Below are 25,765 nucleotides of genomic sequence, written 5' to 3' on the forward strand. Positions count from 1 at the left end.
CTTAAATAATTTCAGGAGGTGTATTTAAATGACAAGAGAAGAATTAATTCAAGCAATTAAAGAAATGACAGTAGCAGAATTAGCAGAATTAGTAAAAGCTTTAGAAGATGAATTTGGTGTATCAGCAGCAGCACCAGTTGCAGTTGCAGCAGCACCAGTTGCAGGAGCAGCTCCAGCAGCAGAAGAAAAAGATTCATTTGATGTTGTATTAAAGAGCTTTGGCGCAAAGAAAATAAATGTAATTAAAGTTGTTAGAGAAATAACAGGATTAGGATTAAAAGAAGCTAAAGACTTAGTGGAAAAAGCAGGTACTCCAGATGCTGTTATAAAAGAAGGAGCAGCAAAAGACGAAGCAGAAGAATTAAAGAAAAAATTAGAAGCAGCTGGCGCAGAAGTAGAATTGAAGTAATTTCTTAAAGAAATATAAACTTTTATATGATATAATTTACCCGCATCAGACTATAGTCTGATGCGGTATTGTTTTGCTAATAAAAAATTAGGAAGACGAGGTGATTCTTTGTGAACACCCGAGTGTTAAAGGTGGGAAAAAGAGAAAGGCATTTTTTTGGCAAAGTTAAAGAAGATTTGACGCTTTTTCATGATTTATTGGAAATTCAGCTTAATTCGTTTGAATGGTTTGTAAAAGATGGAGTAAAAGAAGTATTAGACAAGTATTCGCCAATTACGGTTGAATTAAAAGGTAAAAGGAAAAGTAAGGTTTCACTTGAGTTTACTGAAGTGTGGGTGGAAGGTCCGCTTTTTGAGGAAATGGAATGTAAAGAAAAAGGTCTTTCTTATACAGTTCCATTGAAGGCTAAAATCAGAATAACAGATCATAGTACTGGGGAGATAATAGAACCCAGTGATTCGTTATTTTTTGGAAATATACCAAAAATAACTGATAGAAGTACATTTATAATAAATGGTGCAGAAAGGGTTGTTGTTAACCAGCTTGTCAGGTCACCAGGTGTATATTTTGTAAGTGAAGAACAAAAAAGTGTTAAACAAACAAGACCTTATTTTGTTGCCCACTTTTTACCTGTTAAGGGGGCATGGTTAGAAATAATATATAATCCCAATCCAGGTAAGGATTTCTTACAAATAAGAATAGATAGAAAAAGAAAATTCAATTTCTTCTTATTTTTGAGGGCGCTTGGATATGATTCGGATTTAGCAATATTAGATTTATATCCACAAAAAATTAATTTAAATTATGATTTAACAGAATATCTTGAAAAAAATATAACAATACTTTCTGATATTGCTGTACCTGAAAGTTCTGAATTGTATAAAGAAAATAAAACATACAGAGGTATTCGTTTAACAGATAAAATCGTTGATGAATTGATTGATTTAGGAATTTCAGAAATTACTGTTGCTCATATTGTTGCGCAGAATACCTTAGACCTGTTCAAAAAATCATATGAAACAGAAGATTCAATATTGGCTCCAGAAGAGGCTTATAAAGAATTATTTAAAAAATTAAGACCTGGTGAAATTCCAAGAGTAAACATTGCTACTGATTATATAAATAATTTATATTTTAATCCTAATACGTTTGATTTTTCGATGATTGGAAGAAAGAAAATAGTTAATAGAATGGAAGATGTTTATAAAAAATATTTGATAGATGTTGAAAAGAAAAATGTCGAAAAAGGTGAAGATATAGAATATCCTCATAAAGATGAAAAGACTTTAACAAAACTCGATTTAATATTAGCTTCAAGACATTTGTTAGAAATGAAAGAGAATCCGGAATTACTCGATACCAGAGATCACCTTGGGAATAAAAGAGTTAGATCTGTTGGGGAATTAATGCAAATAGAATTTGAAAGATCATTTTCTAAAATGCTTCCAATACTAAATGAAAAACTAAGTGTTATTCCAAATATTCAAAAATTGACACCTAATTCTTTGATAAATTCTAGAGCTATAATGACAACCATAAATCAATTTTTTGCAACCAGTCAATTATCACAGTTTATGGATCAGGTAAACCCATTATCTGAATTAACTCATAAAAGAAGATTATCGGCTATTGGACCAGGTGGATTAAAAAGAGAACATGCAAAATTTGAGGTTCGTGATGTTCATCACTCGCATTATGGAAGGATGTGTCCTATTGAAACACCAGAAGGAGCTAATATAGGGTTGATTACCTCATTAGCAATACTTGCCAGAGTTGATGAATTTGGTTTTCTGGAAACACCTTATTATAGGGTAAAAGAAGGTAAGGTTTTATATGATAAAGGTGTTTATTGGTTAACTGCAGATCAAGAAGAAGAAAAGATTATTGCACCAGCATCTGTAGAAATAGATGAAAATGGAATAATAAAATCAGAATATGTTGAAATCAGGCATGCAGGAAAGGTTACATATGTTCATAGAGAAGATGTTGAATTTATTGCTGTTACTCCAAAACAAATTGTTTCAGTTTCAACATCATTGATACCATTCCTTGAACACGATGATGCTAACCGTGCTTTGATGGGATCAAACATGCAGAGACAGGCGGTTCCTTTGATGATTACAGAGGCTCCATACGTAGGTACTGGTGTGGAATGGCTTGCAGCAAGAGATTCGGGTTATGTAATCAAGGCGAAACATAGAGGAAAGGTATCATATATTGATGGTAAAACAATAATTATAAATAGAATAGATGAAAATGGAAAAGAAATAGTTGATAATTATGGGAATCCTGTTCAAGATAAATATACATTATGGAAGTTTATCAGATCAAATCAGGATACGACAATAAATCAAAGGCCAATAGTTGAAATGAATGAAATAGTAGAAAAGGGCGCACCGATTGCCGATGGGCCAGCGATTGATATGGGAGAGTTAGCTTTAGGGAAAAATGTATTAGTGGCCTTTATGCCATGGGAAGGATATAATTTTGAAGATGCCATACTTGTAAATGAAGAATTACTTGAAAGGGATACATTTACTTCTTTACATATAGAAGTTTATGAAACAAAAGCTATGGATACACAACTTGGGCCAGAAGAAATCACAGCAGATATTCCGAATGTAAAAAAAGAATCTTTAAGAAATCTAGATGAACATGGTATTGTTAGAGTAGGAGCATATGTTACCTCAGGAGATATTTTAGTAGGTAAGGTTACTCCAAGAGGAGAATCAGAAACATCACCAGAAGAAAAATTAATAAGATCAGTATTTGGAGATAGAGGTAAAGATGTTAAAGACACTTCATTAACCGTTCCACATGGTATTGAAGGAAGAGTTATAGATGTAAAAGTATATACAAGAAAAGATATTCCAGATCTTGAAACAGGTGTAAATCAATATGTAAAAGTATATATTGCTTCGAAAAAAACATTGAATGTTGGAGATAAATTAGCAGGAAGGCATGGTAATAAAGGTGTTGTTTCTAATATTTTAAGAAAAGAGGATATGCCTTTCTTGCCAAATGGAAAGCCTATTGAAATGATATTAAGTCCGTTGGGTGTTCCATCACGTATGAACCTTGGACAGGTATTAGAAATGCATCTTGGATGGCTGGCAAAACTAACAGGAAAACATTTTGCAACGCCAATTTTTGATGGTGCAAAAGAAAAAGAAATAATGAAAGCATTATATGAAGCAAGGAAAAATAATAGAATGGATGAGTTAGATGAAGTGCGTAAAGAATATGGACTTGATTTAGGAGATTCGCCGGAAATTGAAAGTGGTAAAATAGTATTAAGAGATGGAAGAACAGGAGAACCTTTCGACTATCCAATTGCTATTGGATATATGTATATGCTTAGATTGGTTCATATTGCAAAGGATAAAATGCATGCTCGTTCAACAGGTCCATATTCATTAATTCACCAACAACCACTTGGAGGTAAAGCTCATTTCGGTGGTCAAAGATTTGGTGAAATGGAAGTTTGGGCTTTAGAAGCTTATGGTGCCGCTCATACATTAACAGAAATGCTTACATATAAATCTGATGATATAAAAGGTAGGAATGAAGTTTATAAAGCAATATTAAATGGGAAAAATCTTCCAGATCCTGGAATTCCAGAAAGTTTTAAGGTTTTAGTTAAGGAATTACAAGGATTAATGTTAGATGTTCGTTTGTTTGATGAGGACGGTAATGAATTAGATGTTGATAAATTATAAATTCCCCTCAAGGAGGGTAAAGCATGGGTAAAATGACATCATCATTTAAAAGGAAAATTGCAAAGATTAAAGTGGGAATTGCTTCTCCAGAAAGAATTAGAGAATGGTCAAGTGGAGAAGTAAAAAAACCGGAAACTATTAATCACAGAACATTTAAACCAGAAAGAGACGGTCTTTTCTGTGAAAAAATTTTTGGTCCTGTAAAGGATTATGAATGTACCTGTGGAAGATACAAAGGAAAAAAATATGAAGGAACAGTATGTGAAAGATGTGGAGTAAAAGTAGAATCAAAAGAGTCAAGAAGAAGAAAAATGGGGCATATTGAATTAGCAGCTCCTGTAGTACATATATGGTTCTTAAAATCATCACCTTCTATTTTATCCATACTTTTGAATATATCTGTAAAAGAACTTGAAAACATCATATATTATGGTTCAAAAAGGGTTGTAGAAAAAATCTGGTTAATAACAGATCCAAAAGATTCTGATATGTTTGATTATGGAGATATGCTCCATAATACAGAATATGAAATATTTAAAGAAAAAATGAATTTTGAAGTTGAACAGGCTGTTAAAGTGCTTCATATTAAAGAAAAACCTATTGCCAGAAGAAGTGGTGTTGTAAGTATAGAAACAGAAATGACGCAGGCAAAACATGAAGTAACCTGGATAAAAATTAAAGATGAAAATGGCGTAGAAGAAAAATGGCCTATTTTTGAAGGTTCTACGTTATTTGTAGAAGATGGTGATGAAATAGAAGAAGGAACACAGCTTGCTGACACATTTTTATACGAGGAAGAAATATTAACTGCAAGTGAATATTTAATTTTTGAACAATTCTATCCATCATCAATAGAGATTGAAAGAGATATAGAAAGAGATACGCCAATATTGGTTATTACAGAAATAGATCCTGAAATTGAAAAAGAAATAGGAAAAGGTGTTGGAAATACATTATTACAGGAAGAATATGAAGCATATAAAGAATTATATGATGATAAAATTATTGCTGATTATGGTGGAGAAGCAATAAAAAAATTATTAAGAACTATAGATTTGCATTCTTTGAAAATACAATTAGAGGCAGAATTAGCCAAATTAGATAAAAAAAGTGCTAAAGCATTAAAGCTAATTAAGAGGTTAAAAGTAGTAAAGGATTTTCTGAAATCAGGGAATAAACCAGAATGGATGATTATTGAAGCATTGCCTGTTGTTCCTCCAGATATCAGACCATTAATTCAGATAGATGGTGGAAGATTTGCAGCAACAGATTTAAATGATTTATATAGAAGGGTAATCAACAGAAATAACAGACTTCAAAAATTATTTGAAATTGAAGCTCCGGAAATTATTATAAGAAATGAAAAAAGAATCTTACAGCAGGCTGTGGATTCGTTAATATATAACGGTCGCGTTGGAAAGGCTATGACAGATAGAAGTGGAAGGCCATTAAGATCATTAACAGATTTGATTAAAGGTAAAAAGGGAAGATTTAGAAGAAATCTTCTTGGAAAACGTGTCGATTATTCTGGAAGGGCTGTTATTGTAGTTGGTCCAGAACTTAAAATTCATGAATGTGGTCTTCCGAAAAAAATGGCAATGGAATTATTTAAACCATTTGTATTGAATAAATTATTAAAAGATTCAAATGCATCAAGTAAAAATGCCAGAAAATTAAAGAAAACAATTATAGAAAAAGAAATGCCAGAAGCATGGGAAATGCTTGAAGAGGTTATAAAAGGGCATCCTGTAATGTTAAACAGGGCCCCAACGCTGCATAGAATATCAATTCAAGCATTTATTCCAAAATTAATTGAAGGTAATTCAATACAATTACATCCACTGGTATGTCCTCCATTTAATGCAGACTTTGATGGAGACCAGATGGCTGTGCATGTTCCATTATCCAATATAGCTCAGGCAGAAGCAAAATTCTTGATGTTATCAAGATATAACATAATATCTCCAGCAAATGGAAAGCCAATATCAATGCCTGGTAAAGACATGATAGCAGGAGTATATTATTTAACAACAGTTGATAAAAAGTATTTTGATTCAAAGAAGATTCCTTCAACTCCAAAAGAAGTATCAAATAAAAATACCATAAAATATATTTTTGCTGATGAATTTCAAGCATTTTATGTTCATGAATATGAAAAAATAACAAAACATGAAATAATTGTTGAAAATAATGAATTAAAATGGTCAAAACCAACATTAATACTTCATGAACCTATTGGATTATATTATAATGATAAACTAATAAAAACTACAGTGGGAAGATTAATATTTAAAGAAATACTCCCAGAAAAAATAGGAAGATTTAATCCAGATTTCAATAAAATATACAAAAAGAAAGAAATAAAAAATCTAATATTCGACACATTCAAATATCATGGAATAGATAGAACAGCTGATCTATTAGACGATATCAAATTTTTAGGATTTCATTATGCAACAATATCGGGATTAACTATATCTGTTAGAGATATTGTTGAACCTAAAGAAAGAATAGAAATAATAAAGAAATCAGAAGAAACTGTTATGGAAATAGAAAAATATTATGAAGAAGGATATTTAACAGATGAGCAAAGATATAAAGAAGTTGTTAGAGTGTGGGAAAAGACTATAGCAGCAGTTACAGAAGTTACAAGTAAGGAATTCAAGAAATATCCATTTAATCCTGTATGGATGATGGTTGACTCTGGGGCAAGGGGTAATATAGACCAATTAAAACAACTTGCTGGTATGAGAGGACTTATGGCAGATCCATCAGGTAAGGTTATTGAGTTACCAATTAAGTCAAACTTTAGAAATGGTTTATCTGAATTGGAATTCTTTATATCAACACATGGTGCCAGAAAGGGTTCTGCTGATACAGCTCTAAGAACATCAACAGCTGGATACTTAACTCGAAGACTTGTAGATGTTGCTCAATCTATTACAGTAACAGAACCAGATTGCGGTACAGAAAAAGGAATTGAAGCAAGAGAATTAATAGCAGATGGTTTAAGAATAGAAAAATTAGCTGACTATTTATTCGGTAGAGTTTTGGCATCAGATGTTCTTGATCCAAAAACAGATGAAATCATAATTAATCCAACAACAGGTAAGAAATATGTAAAAGACGTAATGCTTGATGAAGAAGATGCAGAATTTTTAGCAACATATAAGACAAATATACCTGTTGTAGAGATAAAAGATAACATAAATTTAGATAATATAAATATGTATTTATATAACGTATTGAATGAAGACATATTGATTGATGGAGAATTATTATTCTCAAAAGGAACAGAGATAGATAAAGATGTTATTATATCTTTAAAGCAACATAATGTGAAAGCTGTAAATATAAAAGAATATAAAGCTGTGAACTTCGTATTTGTCGGAGAAAATTTAAAAGTTGAAGATGAAAATGGAAAATTAATAACACTTGCAAATTATCAAGAAAAAATTGATACAGATACTGCAAAGAAATTAGAGAGATATAATGTTGAAAAAATTGAAGTTAGACCTTCAATATATGTAAGATCAATATTAACCTGTGAAGCTGAACATGGTGTATGTGCGAAATGTTATGGTATGGATTTATCAAATCATAAAATAGTAAACATTGGAGAATCAGTAGGTATAATTGCAGCACAATCAATTGGAGAACCTGGAACACAATTAACTATGAGAACTTTCCATACAGGCGGTATTGCTACCGCAGGGGATATTACTCAGGGTCTTCCAAGAGCAGAAGAATTATTTGAAGCAAGAAAGAATTTAAAAGGTCCAGAAGCAGAATTTTCAACAGTAAAGGGTATAGTTAGAAAAATTGACAGGGATGAAAAAGGAAGATTAATATTTATCGTTGAAGACTTTAAAGGCGAATTATATACATATATAGCAGATCCAAAGGTTAAACCTACTGTATCCGTTGGCGATAAGGTTGAACCAGGATATAGATTGACATCAGGTAATATAAAACCAAGAAGATTACTAGAAGAACTTGGCGCTGAAGTAACCTTTGATTACTTATTAAAAGAAATTAAAAAGATTTATGCTGAACAAGGTGTTGAAATTCATGACAAACATTTTGAAATAATTATAAAACAAATGTTCAATAAAGTTGAAATAACATATGCTGGAGATACAGAATTTATGCCGAAAGATCTTGTAAATATCAAATCAGTAGAAAGAATAAATAGAAAAATTTATGAAGAAAATAAAAAGATTGAAGAAAATAGACAGGAAGTATTGGGTAAAAAATTATCAGAAAAGATTTCTGTGAAAATAGATGAAGGAAATGAAATAATTGGTGATGTTGGAGATGAAATAACAGAAGAATTACTAGACAAAATTGTAGATATGGGAATAAAAGAAATTGAAGTATTTAAAACAGAACCACAATTGCTTGAAACTGAAGATGGGGAAATTAAATTGGTTGGAGAAAAGAAAGTATACTTAATCAATCCAAAAGAGCCAGCAAGATATGAAAGAAAATTATTGAGAATTACAAAATCATCACTTGAAAGAGAAGGATGGCTGGGAGCAGCATCATTCCAACAAACAGTTCAGGTATTAACAGAAGCGGCTTTAGAAGGAAAAGAAGATTATCTATTAGGATTAAAAGAAAATGTTATTGTTGGTCAGCCAATACCAGCTGGAACAGGATTAAAAGCTTTCTTAGAATCAGAAATATCGATATTTGAATTACCTACATATCCAACAGAAGATACGCAGGAAAGTGCTGCATCATAAATAAATATATATATAAATAACCCCCTTGAAGGGGGTTATTATTTTTTTGATTTCAACTATAAAAATGTATATTTTAGCGATGATTAAATTAAAATTAAAAATCTGGTATAATTAAATATATAGATCGTCTAAAAAGTTTCAAATGAAATGAAGACTCGAAGATTGCCCTTAAAATTATGAATGTAAGCCGCCAAAATTACATGGATGTAATTTTGAGCGAAACAATACAGGATGTATTGTTTGAGCGACGGCTGAGAATGAATAATTTTAAGGATTAGCAATCAAGCTGTCTGAGTGAATTTGGCTTTTTAGACATTCTAAAAATATATAAATATGTATATTCAGGGGGAAGGTTATGAAAGATAGATATATAAAACAAGTTTTAGCTAAGTATGGTCTTGAATATAAAAAAAAGGATATAGTTGAGAAAATAGATTATGATAAAACAAGCCTCTCAGAGGATAAAATATTGGAAAAATATACAATAGGAGAATCGTTTTTTTTTAGAGATAAAGAGTTGTGGAACTTTTTAAAAGGGTATTTTGAAAAAAAAGAATTCTGGAAAATTTTAAGCCTTGGATGTTCGAGAGGAGAAGAAGTATATAATTTTTCTTTTATATTAAATGAAAAAGGGAAAAAATATCAAATTATAGGGATAGACGCTTCAAAAAAAAGAATTGCCGAGGCAAGGCAAGGTATTTATAAATTTTGGAGTGTTAGATTTATGAATGAAAAAGATAAAATAAAATTTTTTAATAAAGAAAAAGAAATTTATTATGTAAAACCAGAATTCAAAAAAAATGTTGAATTTAAAAAGGAGAATATTTTAGAATATTTAAATTCAACGAAAGAGAAATATGACATAATAACTATAAGACGTGTTTTAATATATTTTTCAAATGAAAAAATAAAATATATATTAAATAGAATATATGAAATTTTGGATAATGAAGGAATTCTCATTTTGGGTAATGGAGAATTTTATCCAGAAATGATGGAATTATATAAAATTTTTTATAATAAAAATTTTACTGTATGGATGAAAAAGACAGATAAAAATTTAGCAGATAATAAAAAAAATTTTCTTGATTATTATGAAAAAAAGGGAAAAAAACTTTTAAAAAAGAATAATAAAGAAAGGTTTTATAAAGAAAGGCTTTATAAAAATAATTCAAAGGAATTTACTGAGAATATAGATAAAGAAAATTATATTGAAATAATTAAAGATTTAATAAATAAAAAAGAATATATGTATGCATATCAATTAATATCAAATATATCAGAAGAATCTATTGATCCTTTAATATTTAAGTATAAAGTTATATTGGAAATAGAACTTAATCTCAATGCAAAAAACACTATTGAAAAAGCATTATTTTTAAATCCGAATGATGAAGAATTATGGAATATAAAAAAGATAATAGATGGGTGAATGATATGGAATTTTATATATGTGAGTTAGAAACTAAAGACAAAGATAAATTTTACATTGCTTTGGAAGATAATATAAAAGGAATATCAAATGAATATATAAAGAAAAATTTAAACAGTAATTTTTTGGGATATGCAAAATATAATAATTACTTGTATCCAGTAGTTACAATTCCGCTGGATATGGAATTTTATTTGAATTATTTTCTAATTTACGACACATATGCATTCGGTGTTACATCCGTTCTGAACAAAATAAAGATTGAAAACTTTGAAAAATTCAATGATAAGATGTTTGAGTTATATCCAGAATTAAATATATACACAGGATATATAACATATGAAGATAGTACAATATTTATATTTAATATGGAAAATATAAAAAAAAAGATGCCTAATCGTATAATCGTAAAGGAAAAAAAAGAAAAGAAAAAAATAAAACAGGAAAAAACCATTTATTTTTTAATAGACAATAAATTTGTTATAAGGAATGAAGATGTTATAACTATAATAAATAAAAATAATTTTTGTTATTTTAGATTTGATGATTATATAGGATTTATAGAATATAAAAATCAAGTTTATCCTGTTAAAGAAATTGATGATAAAGGTAATTGGATATTATTGATAAAAGATAAAGGATATTTATTTAAAAGAATAAATCAAATTTATGGAAAAGTAATAGAAGATACAGAGAAACAATTTTTTAAATCAAATAATTTAATTTTACCTATTTTGGAGTGAAAATATGGAATTTTTGAATATATTTTTAGATGAAATGAATGAAAATTTGAATAAAGCAATCAATTTATTAAAGGAATATCTTGAGACAAGAAACCCTTTGATAATAAAAGAATTACATAGAATTTATCATACTTTAAAAGGGTCTGCAGGGTTAGTAGGAATGCATAATTTTGGTAAATTTATGCATGAGCTTGAGTCTGCTTTCAAAGAAAAATTAAATGATGTTTTAGATGAAAAATTTGTGGCTAGAGTTATAAAAATATCAAATGAATTAATGAATAAAAGAAGCGATTTAACGGAAAAGGAAATATCTTATTATAAAAATATATTATTAAATGAAGAATTAATAGAAGGAACAATGGCTTATTTAAATCAAGAAAATATATCAATTGAAGAAATGGAAAAGTTTTATAGTATTTTATTGAAAGCAGAAAACGATATTTTGAATAATAGAGTAAATTCTGCTCTTAAAAATATAAAAAATTTAAGAATTCAATTACAAAAAACAATAGAAAACGAACAATTTGTATTATTAAAGGATATTATAAAAAGTTTTGAAAACTTAATATTTCAAGAAGCAATTTTTAATAATAAGAAGGTTAATTTTATTATTGATGTAGAGAATATAAAAATTGAAAAAGAAGATGCTAATCTAATAAAAAATATTTTGATTCATATTGTAAAAAATAGTATTGCTCATGGGATTGAAAACCCAGAATACAGAAAAAAAGTTGGTAAAGATGAAAAAGGAAATTTAAAAATAAAAAGTTATATAAAGAATAATATGATATATCTTGAGGTTTCCGATGATGGATACGGTTTAAACATTGAAGCAATAAAAAATAAAGCTAAACAATTGGGATATGATTCTGTGAACCCTCTTGATGTAATTTTTTATCCGGGTTTTTCTATTAAAGAGAAAGTTGATCAATCTTCTGGTAGAGGAGTTGGATTGGATGCAGTTAAAGCCTTTGCAGAATTTAAGGGTGGCGATGTAAAAGTTGAAACAGAAAAAGGAAAAGGAACAAAATTTATTGTTAAATTTAAAGCCAAAGCCACTTCAAAAAAAGTTTTGGTTTTAAATCGAGATAACAATATATTCTCAATTAGTTCAGATGACATTATTAAATTAATTAATAAACCGGAAGTTATTGATAATAAAATAAATTATAACAATCAGCTTTTTGAAATAATTGATTTTGGAAAAAATAATATAAATTTTTGTGTTATATGCAAAAATAATGTAGCCGTAATTTATGATGAAATAAAGGGATATTTTGAAACGCGTATAGTTCCATCTGAAGATAAAAGATTTTTGGGATTTGCAAAAAGTATATTTACATATCCAATTCCTATAATATCTATAAAAAATATCCCTAAAAATAACAACATAAAAGGAAGAAAAAAGAAAAGAGTGTTGATATTAGATGATTCAATAGTTTCCAGATATGTTATTTCAAAACTTATAAAAAGTTCAGGATATGACATTATTGAATCATCTTGTGGTAAAGAAGCACTTGATAAGAAGGATTATGATGCCGCCATAGTTGATGTTGAGTTGCCTGATATAAGTGGGTATGAAGTTGTAAAATTTATAAAGGAAAAAAATCCAGATATACCAGTTATTATTTTAAGCACTAAATCAGATCCAGAAGAAATTAAAAAAGGTTTAAGTTCTGGTGCAAATGCTTATGTTTTAAAAGGAGATAAAATAGAAAAAATTATAATATTATTAAAAAAATTTTTGGGGGATGATAACAATTAAAGTTATAATAGGTGCATCTGCTGGGGGGCCAGCTGCATTAAAGACGCTTTTTTCATTTGAAGAAAAATTGAAATATCCTATTATATTAGCAATGCATAATCTTGATAATCAAACATCTAATTTTAAAGATTATCTTGAAAATATTTCAAAGCAGAAAGTTAATATTGTTAAAGGTTTTACAGAATTAAAAAGTGGAATTTATATTCCCGAAGGAGGCAAAGATATAATTTTTTCTTCCAAAAGGGTAGTTTCAGTTATTAAAAATACCGGTCCAGTGTCTCCATCGATAAATAAATTATTTGATTCATTATATCCATATATTGATAAAAATACATATATATTTTTATTAGGTGGGTTAGGAAATGATGGGGTAAAAGGACTAAAAAAAATTGAAAATAGCAAAGCAAAAATTTATATTCAAAACGATGCTCAATTTCCATATATGACAGAAAGAGCAATTCAAAGCTTAACAAAATATTTTGAAAGAAGTATAAAAGAATTAAATAGGATTTTAATTGATTTGAATAGAGGCGATTTTATATGAGAAAGATATTAGTTATAGACGATAGTAAATCTTGGAGAGAATATCTCAAGGACAATTTAACTAAAATGGGATATGATGTTTCTGTTGCAGAAAATGGTTTTGAAGGAATTAACCTCTTTTTTAAAATACTTCCTGATGTTGTGATTTCAGATTATATTATGCCTCAAATGAATGGTATTCATTTTTGTAGATTTATACGAAGTTATGATGCTTTTTCAAGGGTGGGGATAATAATATTAACGGGTGCTGAAGATTCAATAAATGAATTTTGGGCTAAAAAAAGTGGAGCTGATTTATTTATAAAAAAAGATAAATCACCAGAAAATATATTGGAAAGTATAGTCAAATTTTTAGAAAGTAATAAATTTACAATTGAATGGAGCAGAGAATTTTATAAGTTTAGAAAAAATCCTTTTAGTGAATTAGTTGATATATTAGAAGAAACATTGAAAATAGAAATTATAAAATCTTCAATACTTGATCTTATAAGTAACATATACGATGAAGAATATATTATGATTAAATTAAAGGATTTGCTTAAAGAATTTTTTAAATTTGAAAATTTAAATATAATGATATTGTCTCATGTTATTGGAAGAGTCTATGCTTTTTCTAACAATAAGAAATTTCAGTGTAAAAAAATTAAAAAATTATTATATGAAAAACTGTTAAATCCTACCACACCTTCAGAATGGATTTTTAAAGGAGATTTTTGTGATAAAGGTAAAAATGAAACAATATTATTAGAAAATTCTATATTTTTTAACCTAAAAAGCGGAAATACCGATCTTGGGGTAATATCTTTTAGCAATTTTGAAAATAAAAACACCATAGCATATTATATGAATTTTATGTTAGAACCACTAACTACCTTATTTAAAGCATTAAATAATTATATGGATTATAAAGTATCCTCTGAGAGGGATAGTCTTACAGGATTATATAATAAACGAAAAATTACAGAAAAATTAAGAGAATTAATTATATTATTCAAAAGAAAAAAGTATGGTCTTTCAGTTGCAATTCTTGATATTGATGGATTTAAACAAATAAATGATGAATTTGGACATATCACAGGAGATAAAGTCTTGATAAAATTATCTCAAATAATGCAGGATGAATTGAGAGAAAATGATTTTATAGGGAGATTTGGAGGGGAAGAGTTTTTGATTTTATTACCTGAAACTGAATGTATTAAAGCTAAAAAAGTATTGGAAAGACTTTTAAAAAAAGTATCTGAATATAATTGGGAAAAGTTAGGAATAAATAAGAAAATAACTTTTAGTGCGGGAGTGTTTTGTGACTATAAAAAAAGAAATGTTACCTATATTATTAATAAAGCTGATGAATTAATGTATATGGCAAAAAAACTGGGGAAAAATAGAATAATTAGTAAGGAGGATTTGTTATGAGGGTTAATTTAAAATATTCACTTATAATTACATTAGTGTTTGGATTATCTTTTATCTCTTTCTTTTTTATTGTTTACGAATATTATAAAAACCTTACAGTTGATTTTATTATGAAATCATATGAAAATAATGTTATTAAATTTTCTGAGCTTCTTTCAAAATCAATGGGTTCTTTAGAGTCTGATTTTTTTTCTAAAAAATTTATAGATGAAAAAAATGGATATTATTATATTTTAGATGAAAATGGAAATGTTATATATCATACAAATCTAAGTAAAATAGGAATAAACGCAGTTGAAGATGCTAAACTTCCAGAATTATATAAATATATAAAAGAAAATAAAAACGGGATATACACATATGTTTATGAAAATGAAAAAAGATTTGTGGCGTTTTCATCGTTTGAATTTAATAATTCAACATATTATCTTGCAAACGCTATAACAGAAAAACAACTTTTTTATGATATTAACAAAGTTAAAACATTTTCTATTATTCTATTGGTAATTATGATGGTATTTTTGTTTTTTATCTCATATGTAATAGGAAAATTAATTGAAAAGGAATTTAAAAAACAAATTGGTACTATAAAAGAATTTTCAACAAATGTATCTTCTTATATAGCGGAAAATAGTTCTGCTTCTAGTGAAATAGGTGCTGTTGCCCAAAATACACAAAAAAACGTTCAAAAATTGGATGAATTAATACAAAATTTTTCTTCCTCTATAGAGGAAGGAAGAAGCGAATTGGATTTGACCTTATCAAATATGAAGGAATTTTTTGATGATATTCAAAATATGAATGAAAAAACTTTAGAGATATCTAATTTTATAAATAAACTATCAGATCTTAATGATAAAATAAAGGATATTTCAGATACTGTTTCTATTCTATCAATAAATTCTTCCATTGAAACCAGTAAAGAAAATCTTGATCGTGAAGGTATTTCTAAAATCGCAGAATTAATAAATGAATTAGCTTCAGAATCAAGAGAAACATCAAAAAATTCAGAAAAAATTTTAAAAGAGATAGAAAAAAATATTACCACAAACGTTCTTTTATCTGAAAAAACGTCTAAAGAATTGAACAAAATTGAGAAATCTCTTGATTCTGTTTCGGAAATAGTACGAGACTTTGAGTATACTGTTCAATCTTTATCGAATTTTTCACACTCAACAAAAATTTCTATGAATGAAGTTTTATCTGGAATAAATCAAATGTCAGAAGCTCTTATTGAAATAAAAAATAGCATGGATAAATTGCTTGAAATTGCAAAAAAATTCGAAAAATAATATAACCCGGGGATATCCCGGGTTATATTATAAATATTTTCTGGGAGAGGTGATTTTATGAAAATAGGGATTATAGGATTAGGAAGAATGGGGAAAAATATGGCAAAAAGATTATTGGAGGGTGGACATGAAGTTGTCGTATATAACAGAACAAAAGAAAAAGTAGATGAAATGAAAAATGAAGGGGCGATAGGTTCATATTCATTAAAAGAATTTGTCAACAAACTTGAAAATCCAAGAATAATATGGTTAATGTTACCAGCAGGAAAGGTTACAGATGAGAATATTAAAGCTTTAATTCCATTATTATCAAAGAATGATATTATTATTGATGGTGCCAATACATATTATAAAGATGACTTGAAAAGAGAAAAAAAATTAAAAGAATATGGAATACATTATATAGATGCTGGAGTATCCGGAGGAATATGGGGGCTTAAAGAAGGATATTGTACTATGATAGGTGGAGAAAAAGAAATTTTTGAATATATCGAACCTATTTTAAAAACTTTGTCACCAGAAGAAGGATATTTGTATTGTGGGCCAACAGGTGCTGGACACTTTGTGAAAATGGTTCATAATGGTGTTGAATATGGATTAATGGAAGCTTATGGTGAAGGATTTGAATTGTTAAAAGCCTCAGAATATGGAGAAAATTTAAACTTACATGATATAGCCCATTTGTGGAATCAGGGAAGTGTGATAAGATCGTGGTTATTAGAGTTATTAGAGAATGCATTTAAAGAAGATAATAGTTTATCAGAAATACAGGGATATGTTGAAGATTCTGGTGAGGCAAGGTGGACAGTTTTAGAAGCTGTGGAAAAGGGAGTTTCAATCCCTGTTATATCAAATTCATTATTTAAAAGATTTCAATCAAGGCAAAAGGATGTTTTTTCTGATAAAGTTGTAGCTGCGCTCAGAAGAGAATTTGGTGGTCATGCAGTTTATAAAAAAAATGAAGAAATAAAGAAATCTGTTGCCGGTGCAGGAGAAGTAAAAGCTGCTAATCCTGATGAAAAATTTAGAAGGTGATATTATGAGTTTTATAGAAAATAAAATAGAATCATATGTTGAAATATGTGAAGATCCAACTCCTGAACCTGCTGGCATTATAATTTTTGGCGCTTCTGGAGATCTGACATTTAGAAAGTTAATACCATCAATTTTTAATCTTTTCAAAAAAAGGAAATTAAAAAACTTTTATTTATTAGGAGTTGGAAGAAGTAAGTTAACAGATGAGGAATTTAGGGATAAAATTTTAAAAAGATTAAACAATTTAAAATCAGATAAAAATATTATAGAAAAATTTATATTACACACCTATTTTTTATCCGGTAATTATAGCCAGGATAAAATGTATAAAGATTTAAGATCGAAACTTTTAGAATTGGATAAAAAGCATAATACAACAGGAAATCATCTGTTTTATTTTGCAACGCCACCTAATATATATATGCCTATCATTAATTATTTGGGAGAAAACAAACTCACAGTAGAAACACAAGAAAAATATTCCCGTATAATAATTGAAAAACCATTTGGACATAATCTTGAGTCATCTAAGAAACTTGATTATCAATTACATAATTATTTAAACGAAAAACAAATATATAGAATTGATCATTATCTTGGAAAAGAAACGGTTCAAAATATAATGATGTTGAGATTTGCAAATATTATCTTTGAACCATTATGGAATTATAAATATATAGATAATATTCAGATTACCGTTGCTGAGCAAATTGGTGTTGAAAATAGAGCAGGATATTTTGACCAAACAGGTTTATTAAGAGATATGTTTCAAAATCATATATTACAGTTATTAACGCTTATCACAATGGAACCCCCTGCATCTTTGAGTGCAGATATGGTACATGATGAAAAAATAAAGGTTTTGAAATCCATAAGGCCATTTCCAAAAGAAAAATTAAATAATTTTATAATCAGAGGGCAATATATAGAAGGAAAAATAAATAATGAAGTGAAAAAATCATATATTGAAGATATAAAAAAAGAATCTAAAACTGAGACATTTATCGCTGCAAAATTGTATATAGATAACTGGCGCTGGAGTGGTGTTCCATTTTACCTGAGGACAGGAAAAAGGTTAAAAAAGAAAATTACGGAAGTAGCAATTATTTTTAAAGATGTACCTCATTCCATATTTTCTGATTTTTATCCGATAAAAATAGAACCAAATGCGTTAATACTAAGAATTCAGCCGGATGAAGGGTTTTCACTTGTAATCCAAGCTAAACAGCCTGGCTCTAAAATATGTATTAATACATTAAATATGGAATTTAAATATAAAAATTTTTTTGAATATGAAAAACAGGATGCATACGAAAGATTAATAATAGATGCCCTGCTTGGAGATCAAACATTATATGTTAGAAGTGATGTGATGGAAGAGTCATGGAAGGTTGTCACTCCAATTTTGGATGTCTGGGAAAAAGACAATGCTACATTATTTTATTATCCTTCTGGAACATGGGGGCCAGAAGAAGCAAATTATTTAATTGAAAAAGATGGGAGGAAATGGAGAAAATTATGATATTTGAGTATAATAATTTAAATGATATGAGCTTTGATGCAGCTAAAACTGTATATAATTTTTATACCTATTATATAAAAAAGCAGAATTTTTTTACCTTTGTTTTATCTGGTGGAAATACACCAAAAATTTTATACAAGATATTAGCTTCACAATATTCAGAAAGTATTAATTGGAATAAAGTATATATATTTTTTGGTGATGAAAGATATATTGATATAGATAGTGAATATAGTAATTATAAAATGGTATATAACAATATTCTTTCAATGATTAATATACCTGATGAAAACATTTATAGGATAAAAACTGAAATTACACCTATTGAAAGATGCGCTGATGAGTATGAAAATAGTATAAAAAAATTTTTTAGGGATAAAAATAAAGATATATCTTTTGATTTAATATTATTAGGGTTAGGGTCAGATGGACATATAGCGTCAATATTTCCAGATATTAAGATTTCAGACGATAAATATATTGATTATGTATTTCCTGAAAAAGCAAACCCAAATATACCAAGAATTACTTTCACTTATAAAAGTATAAACAACAGCAAAAATGTGTTGTTTTTATTATCTGGGGATAGGAAAATAAAAGTATTAAAAGAAGTTTTTAAAGGAAAAGAATATCCTGCTAAGTATATAAAACCAAAAGAAAATTTATTATATTTTATTTCAAAATAAAATTAAGAAATAGAAGACCTCGCGTAGAATAATAAATCGAGGTGATGGAATGAAAAAAAATCTGATATATATCTTTGTGATTTTGATTATTTTTGTTTTAAATTCTTGCATTTTTAAGGCTCCTCCCCCAAAACCCATTTTAGATTATCCAAAGGAAGATGTATTAAATAATCTTCCTTTGAGTTTTGATATTAGTTGGAATTTAGATTCCAATAGTAATTTTGATAATATTAATTTTGAAGTTTATTATGGAAAAGCTAAAACATTGCTAAATAACAAAATATCAACATCAAAAACTTTTGCTAAAATTTCAAATTTAGAACCTGACACAACATATTACTTAAAAATTAGGAGTATAATTGGCAATTCATATACAGATTCGAAAATATATGAAATAAAAACAACAGATATTCCAAAAATATTTTTCAATATTAATAAAACAACCATTAATCAAAATTATATTAATCTGTCCTGGAGCGCAGAAGATAGAGATGGAATAAAGAAATATTTATTGTATATGTCAGATAATCCTGAATTTAATCCTGAAAATAAAATATTCGAAGGTTTAAATGAAGGATTTAGAGTAGATGAGTTAGATTATGGGAAAACATATTATTTTAAGTTAATAGCATACGATACAATTGGAGTTAGCAATAAAGAAGTAATTAATATCGAAGTCTCGGATCTTGCTTTTTATGGCTTTTATCCTTCAGATAATTCTTTAAGTATTCCCGTAAACACAATAGAATTAAAATGGAATTATTCAATTGATTCCAAAGAGTTTTTGTTGATTTTTTCTCCAAATAATGATTTATCAGATGATGGAAAATATTACGTTGAAAAGAATATTACAGGAAATACATTTACTTTGAAAAATCTGCCTTCTGGAAGCACATTTTACTGGAAAATTAAGGATGTTAAAAATAATTTTGAAAGCCCAATATTAAAATTCACCACTTCGTATAAACCAGAAATTGAAATAACATATCCTAAAAAGACTCTGGAAACAGAAAATTATGCTGTTGGTGTTCCTGAAAATGCTAAAATAACCTGGGAATCAACAGATATTGATAATGATCAGCTAACATATCATTTCTTATTAAAAGAAATAGATGAAAATGATGAGTTTATAGATTTTTCAAATGATTTGAAATATGATAAAAAAACTGTAAATAATTATTTCAATGTCAATTTAGAAAAAGGTAAATATTACGCATTAAGAGTGGATGTTGATGATGGTAAAGGAAACTACGTTAAAGGAAAAATAGTAAAATTCAGAACAAATTTAGATCCAATAAAACCATATAATCTATCTCCAAATAATGAAATAAATATTCCAACAAATATAGCAACATTGACATGGGAAAGTTATGATCCAGATGATGGAATATCTTATAATATTTATTTTGGAGAAAATCCAATAATATTGGAAAAATTGGCATCAACAGAAAAAGAGGAATATACTATTCGTAATCTTGATTATGGGAAGATATATTATTGGAAGGTTGAGGCAATTGATACCAATAATGCAACATCTATAAGTGATATAGCAACATTTATTACTAATAAAAAACCAATTTTTAACTCAAGCAGTCCAAGTCTAAATGCTGAAAATATAAGTTTAAAACCGACGATAAACTGGAATTTCGAAGATGATAATATCTCTTATTACGAAATATATTTTTCAAAATATTCTGAAAATTTGACTTTGTTATCAACAACTTTGGAAAATTCATATACATTTTCTGGATTATTATTTCCAGAAACAAAATACCAATATGAAATAGTTGCTTATGATACAGAAAATGCTTCGAGTAGTAGTGGAATTATAACCTTTTCAACGACTAATAAACCTCAAGTAATTTTAGAAAGTCCAGATGGGAATAATGAGTCATTAAAACCTATATTTAAATGGGATGTGAACGATCCTGATAACGATAAATTAAGTTATATATTAAATATAAAATTATCAGATGATGAAGTCGTTTCATATACTCTTAATTCAACGGAATTTACTTATAATAAATATTTAAAACCAGATACTGAATATTCATGGAGTGTTTTTGTTGAAGACAGTAATTTTGCAACAACAATTTCAGCGACACAGACATTTAAAACAACCAATTATCCTCAGATAACATTAATTAGCCCTGTTTCTCAAATAGATATGAATTCAACTGTAATATTAAACTGGAGTGCGGCAGATCCAGATAATGATGATATTGAATACACAGTTTACCTAAATGATGAACAGGTAGCAACCACGACCAATAATTCTTATGAATTAACGGATTTACTTCCAAAAACAGAATATTTCTGGAAAATATTGGCGAAAGATAGCAATATGGCTACTTCAGTAACATTTCCTGCAACATTTATTACAGGAGATGCTCCAATAGTTGCGCCGAACATAACAAATATTTATGATTATTATGATCCTTCTAAAGAATATACATTCAATGAAAAAAAATACCCAAATAAATTAAAAATAAAATGGAAAAATAGTTTAAATGTATCATACTATAATATATATAAAAAAAGTAAAAATGGTGAAGAAACTCTAATAGCAACAAACGTAACAAATAATATTTATGTAATAGAAATTCCAGAAGGTGGAAAATACAATATATACATTAAAGCTTTTAATGATAAGGGTTTTTATTTAAAAGGCCAAGAACTTTTATTAAATATAAATCAACCCCCCATTTTACAGGATTATTCTCCAGGCGATAATTCAGAAGATATTTCATTAAATCCAAAGATAATATGGTATGCAGACGATCCAGATTCTTCAACATATAGTTTATATGTATACTTTGGGAAAAATATTGATAATTTACAAAGTGAATATATTTCAAATGCTCAGGGAACAAATGAATACAATATGAATGCAACACTTGAACCAGGAACTACATATTACTGGAAAATCCGTCTTGAAGATGAAATGAAAGGTTATACAGAAACAAAATTGAGAAAATTTATAACGACATATCAGCCCAAAATAACTCATATAAACATTTCAAATAATGCAACAAATGTTCAGCTTAATCTAAATATTGAATGGGACGCAGAAGATAAAGATGTAAATGATATCTTAAATTATACACTGAAATTATTTAAAGAAAATACTATTATCAAAACAGTTCAAACGTCAAATAATAATTATAATTTTACATTAGATGCAGATTCTAATTATAAAATAAAGATTCAAGTTTCTGATGATAAATTATCATATAGCTCAACAGAAATAATTTTTTCAACCACTAAAAACCCTGTTATATATAATGACTCATTAAGGACTGACCAACAAACTCATGCAAAAAATGGGGATAAGATTTATTGGAATGCATATGATCCAGATGGTGATGAATTAACATATGAAGTATATATTGGTGAATCTTTAAATTCTATGGATCTAATTGAAACAACAACAGAAAAAGAATATGAACTAAGTAATCTCAAAAATAATACCACGTATTATTGGAAAATAGTAGCATATGATAATAAAGGAGGTAAAGCTGAATCTGAGGTTAAACAATTTAAATCAAATGCGTATCCCACATTTGATAATGATAAATTTTATCCATTAAATAATTCTATGGGTGTAGAAAAAAACGTTACTTTAAGCTGGCTAGCAAGCGATAAAGATAACGATACATTAAAATACGATATTTACACTGGAAATAGTCCGGAGAATTTAAATAGGATAATATCAGATTACACATACAACAGTTATAATATAAAGGGACTTGAAAATGGGAAAATTTATTATTGGAAAGTCATTGCAAAAGATTCTTATGGTGGAATAGCAGAATCTAATATAATGAATTTTAAGGTTAATACAAAACCGGAAAAACCCAATATAGAATATACTATATATAATGGACTTGAAGCTTTAATAAGCTGGTATTCTGTTGATCCTGAAGGTCAAAATGTTACTTTTGATTTATTGAAATCTAATGATGATAGTAATTATAGTACTGTAGTATATAACACAACTGAAAAAGAATATTTTTCATCAAGACTTATTCCGAATAATACATATTATTGGAAGGTTAGAGCAATAGATGAAAAAGAAGATTATAGCGAATCAACAATTACATTTAAAACATCAAGTATAGACACAAATATTTTTACAATTGAAAAAGGGGCCAATTCAACTTTAGATGAAATTATAGATGTAAAGGAATTAGGTACAGGAGATTTTACTTTTATTCAGAAAGAAGATAATACATATTATTTATCAAAAATGGATAAAGACGGAACAGAAACAACAAAAGATTCATCTGTAACAATAGATTTCACTCCATACTTTATGGACACTTCTTCGAATATAACATTGTTGGGTATAAATTCTGGAAAAATAGAATTCAGAGAATATGATAATAATTTGAATTCATTAAATTCCACTCCAACAAATGTTGCAGGAGATATTATAAATGATTATATAAAATTATCTGACAATTCTTATATTATTGTTGGGAGCAGTTCTACAGGTGATTTCATAGAAAAGATTGACCCATCAAATGGTTCTACACTGTTGAATACATTAATTTATAGTAAAGCTAAATTAAATTCCGTTATAAATATAATAGATGAAGATGGAAAAGAAAAATATATACTTTCTGGTAGCAAAAATGGATCGGGATATTTAATAAAGCTGGATGAGAATTTCAATGTAGAATCAGAGAAATTGTTATCGGATATAGATGCTATTTATGATATAAACGATAGTGGAAATGATATAGTACTTGCCGGATTTACAACTAATGATTTAGTTGTAAAAACATACAGTTATAGATTAAATGAAATATTCTCGCCAATATATGAAAATGATTTTATCAATACATTTGTAAAAATATTAAAAACAGAAGATGGATATTTAATAGTATTAAATAGCAATAATGGAAATATTGAAATACTAAGAGCAGATTTCAGTTTAAATGTTACAAAAAAACATATCTATGGAAAAGGTAATGACATTGCAAATGGTATAATAAAAACATCAGATGGTGGATATATAATATTTGGCCAAACAAAATCATTTAATGACAGAGAATATGGTAATTCATATATTATAAAAACAGATTCCAATTTATTAGGTTGGAGTACACCGGAATAGGGGGATAATATGGCAAAAAAAATTTTAATTTTATTATCCGTATTATTTATGTCTATTTTTGCTTTTGGAAAATTACATAATATATATATTGGTTATAATTATGATTTTCTATATTATAACCAATCTTTTAAAAGTATAAACGGACATTATTTATATATAGGATATAATTCTGGTAATATACCTTTGAAAATTCAGCTCGGCACTCAGAATAACTTACAATTTAGCGGTTTAATATCAACATTTGCAAAATTAGGAAAATTTTCTTTAGAACCATATTTGAAGTATAATAATGATTTTTCTATAGGGATAATGATAAATTATTCTAATTTTTATTTTAATTACACTCTTAATAAGAATAATAATCAGATTTTTGGTGTGGGGTTAAACATACCAGTTATAAAATTTGGAAAGGATATTGTTTCATATATAGAAAGTCCTGATTATATATATAATATTGCAGGAGAAAAAGTAAATATAAGATTAACAGCAAAAACTCAAAATGATGTGGCAGAAAATGTAGATATATTTTATTCTATAAATAATAAAGATATCGTATATATTGGAAAAACGAATCAATTTGGTGAAATATATTTAAAATTACCGAAAATTCATGAATCGGGAAAATATAAAATTAATATCTATGCAGGCAATAAAGCGAAAAAAATGAAGACAATTATATTGAAAGTTCAACCAGCAAAGGTAACCAATATATCTTTTGATTTTGATAAAAAAAGCATTTTTACAGATAATCAGAATATTCTACATATAAGAAATATTAAAGTATATGACAAATTTTCAAATGAGATAAAAAATTATGAAATAAAATTTATAAAATTTAAGGTTTTAGGAGATTCTAAGGAAGTAAAATATTCATATTTGGATAATACGGTAATATTAGAACCTTTTGGCGAAAGTGGATCTTATGATTTATATTATGAGGTAAATGTTAATGGGAAGTATATTAATGGAATAAAAAAAATAGTGGTAAAAAACAATCCTAAAAATATCAGTGATATAAAAATAGATATTGAATATCTTGGAAGAGAAAAAAGTTCGGGACTATTTAAAATAAAAATACCAGAAATATATTTTTTGAATTCGGAAAAGGAGTATATTAATAGCTTTTTTGTCTATTATAATAATAAAAAAGTGGATATAAAAAATAATATATTTAAAGTACCATTAAATGAAAATTTTCCTCAAAATATAATATTTAAAGTAGATATAAACTATTATAATTATAGCAAAACAATAAAAAAGGTTTTAACTATAACCAATTAAAACTTTTTGTAAATATTTTTCGTCTAAAAGGTTGAAAATGTTACTTAATTATGTT

At 27.5% G+C, this 25,765-nt stretch carries 14 protein-coding genes; all 14 read left to right on the plus strand.

Annotated elements, in window-relative coordinates:
• Positions 1–28: 28 nt before the first annotated feature.
• Positions 29–409 carry a 50S ribosomal protein L7/L12 gene (gene rplL, locus X275_RS03025; protein ID WP_047266365.1) on the plus strand — a complete coding sequence of 127 codons (381 nt, stop codon included), beginning with the start codon at positions 29–31 and terminating at the stop codon, positions 407–409.
• Between the two features lie 110 nt (positions 410–519).
• Entirely contained in the window at positions 520–4,128 is a 3,609-nt protein-coding gene (gene rpoB / locus X275_RS03030) for a DNA-directed RNA polymerase subunit beta (RefSeq protein ID WP_047267468.1), read from the plus strand.
• Positions 4,129–4,151: 23 nt separating this feature from the next.
• Positions 4,152–8,876 (plus strand): DNA-directed RNA polymerase subunit beta', encoded by a 4,725-nt coding sequence (locus tag X275_RS03035; RefSeq protein WP_084825088.1) that lies wholly within the window; start codon positions 4,152–4,154, stop codon positions 8,874–8,876.
• Positions 8,877–9,231: 355 nt separating this feature from the next.
• The gene (locus tag X275_RS03040; RefSeq protein WP_047267469.1) at positions 9,232–10,308 is read left to right on the plus strand and encodes a CheR family methyltransferase; all 1,077 of its coding nucleotides are present in this window, start codon (positions 9,232–9,234) and stop codon (positions 10,306–10,308) included.
• Complete coding sequence (locus X275_RS03045) at positions 10,278–11,051, plus strand: hypothetical protein (protein WP_047267470.1); 774 nt, start codon at positions 10,278–10,280, stop codon at positions 11,049–11,051. The genes X275_RS03040 and X275_RS03045 overlap by 31 nt, the downstream gene beginning before the upstream one ends.
• A 4-nt stretch (positions 11,052–11,055) precedes the next feature.
• The gene (locus X275_RS03050) at positions 11,056–12,816 is read left to right on the plus strand and encodes an ATP-binding response regulator (protein ID WP_047267471.1); all 1,761 of its coding nucleotides are present in this window, start codon (positions 11,056–11,058) and stop codon (positions 12,814–12,816) included.
• A complete protein-coding gene (locus tag X275_RS03055) occupies positions 12,803–13,360 on the plus strand; it encodes a chemotaxis protein CheB (protein WP_047266370.1) in 558 nt (185 codons plus the stop codon). Before X275_RS03050 ends, X275_RS03055 begins: the two co-directional genes overlap by 14 nt.
• Positions 13,357–14,772, plus strand: a complete 1,416-nt coding sequence (locus X275_RS03060; protein WP_047267472.1) for a GGDEF domain-containing response regulator — start codon at positions 13,357–13,359, stop codon at positions 14,770–14,772. The genes X275_RS03055 and X275_RS03060 overlap by 4 nt, the downstream gene beginning before the upstream one ends.
• Positions 14,769–16,064, plus strand: a complete 1,296-nt coding sequence (locus X275_RS03065) for a methyl-accepting chemotaxis protein (protein WP_047267473.1) — start codon at positions 14,769–14,771, stop codon at positions 16,062–16,064. Before X275_RS03060 ends, X275_RS03065 begins: the two co-directional genes overlap by 4 nt.
• 57 nt (positions 16,065–16,121) lie before the next feature.
• Positions 16,122–17,099 (plus strand): phosphogluconate dehydrogenase (NAD(+)-dependent, decarboxylating), encoded by a 978-nt coding sequence (gene gnd / locus X275_RS03070; RefSeq protein ID WP_084825089.1) that lies wholly within the window; start codon positions 16,122–16,124, stop codon positions 17,097–17,099.
• A 4-nt stretch (positions 17,100–17,103) separates the two neighbouring features.
• Positions 17,104–18,621 carry a glucose-6-phosphate dehydrogenase gene (gene zwf, locus X275_RS03075; protein WP_047267495.1) on the plus strand — a complete coding sequence of 506 codons (1,518 nt, stop codon included), beginning with the start codon at positions 17,104–17,106 and terminating at the stop codon, positions 18,619–18,621.
• A complete protein-coding gene (gene pgl / locus X275_RS03080) occupies positions 18,606–19,307 on the plus strand; it encodes a 6-phosphogluconolactonase (protein ID WP_052913573.1) in 702 nt (233 codons plus the stop codon). The genes zwf and pgl overlap by 16 nt, the downstream gene beginning before the upstream one ends.
• 49 nt (positions 19,308–19,356) lie before the next feature.
• On the plus strand, positions 19,357–24,429 hold the full coding sequence (locus X275_RS03085) for a fibronectin type III domain-containing protein (protein WP_047267474.1): 5,073 nt from the start codon (positions 19,357–19,359) through the stop codon (positions 24,427–24,429).
• Between the two features lie 9 nt (positions 24,430–24,438).
• Positions 24,439–25,710, plus strand: a complete 1,272-nt coding sequence (locus X275_RS03090; RefSeq protein ID WP_047267475.1) for a hypothetical protein — start codon at positions 24,439–24,441, stop codon at positions 25,708–25,710.
• The last annotated feature ends 55 nt before the right edge of the window (positions 25,711–25,765 follow it).

This window comes from Marinitoga sp. 1197, assembly GCF_001021165.1.
Classification (GTDB): domain Bacteria; phylum Thermotogota; class Thermotogae; order Petrotogales; family Petrotogaceae; genus Marinitoga.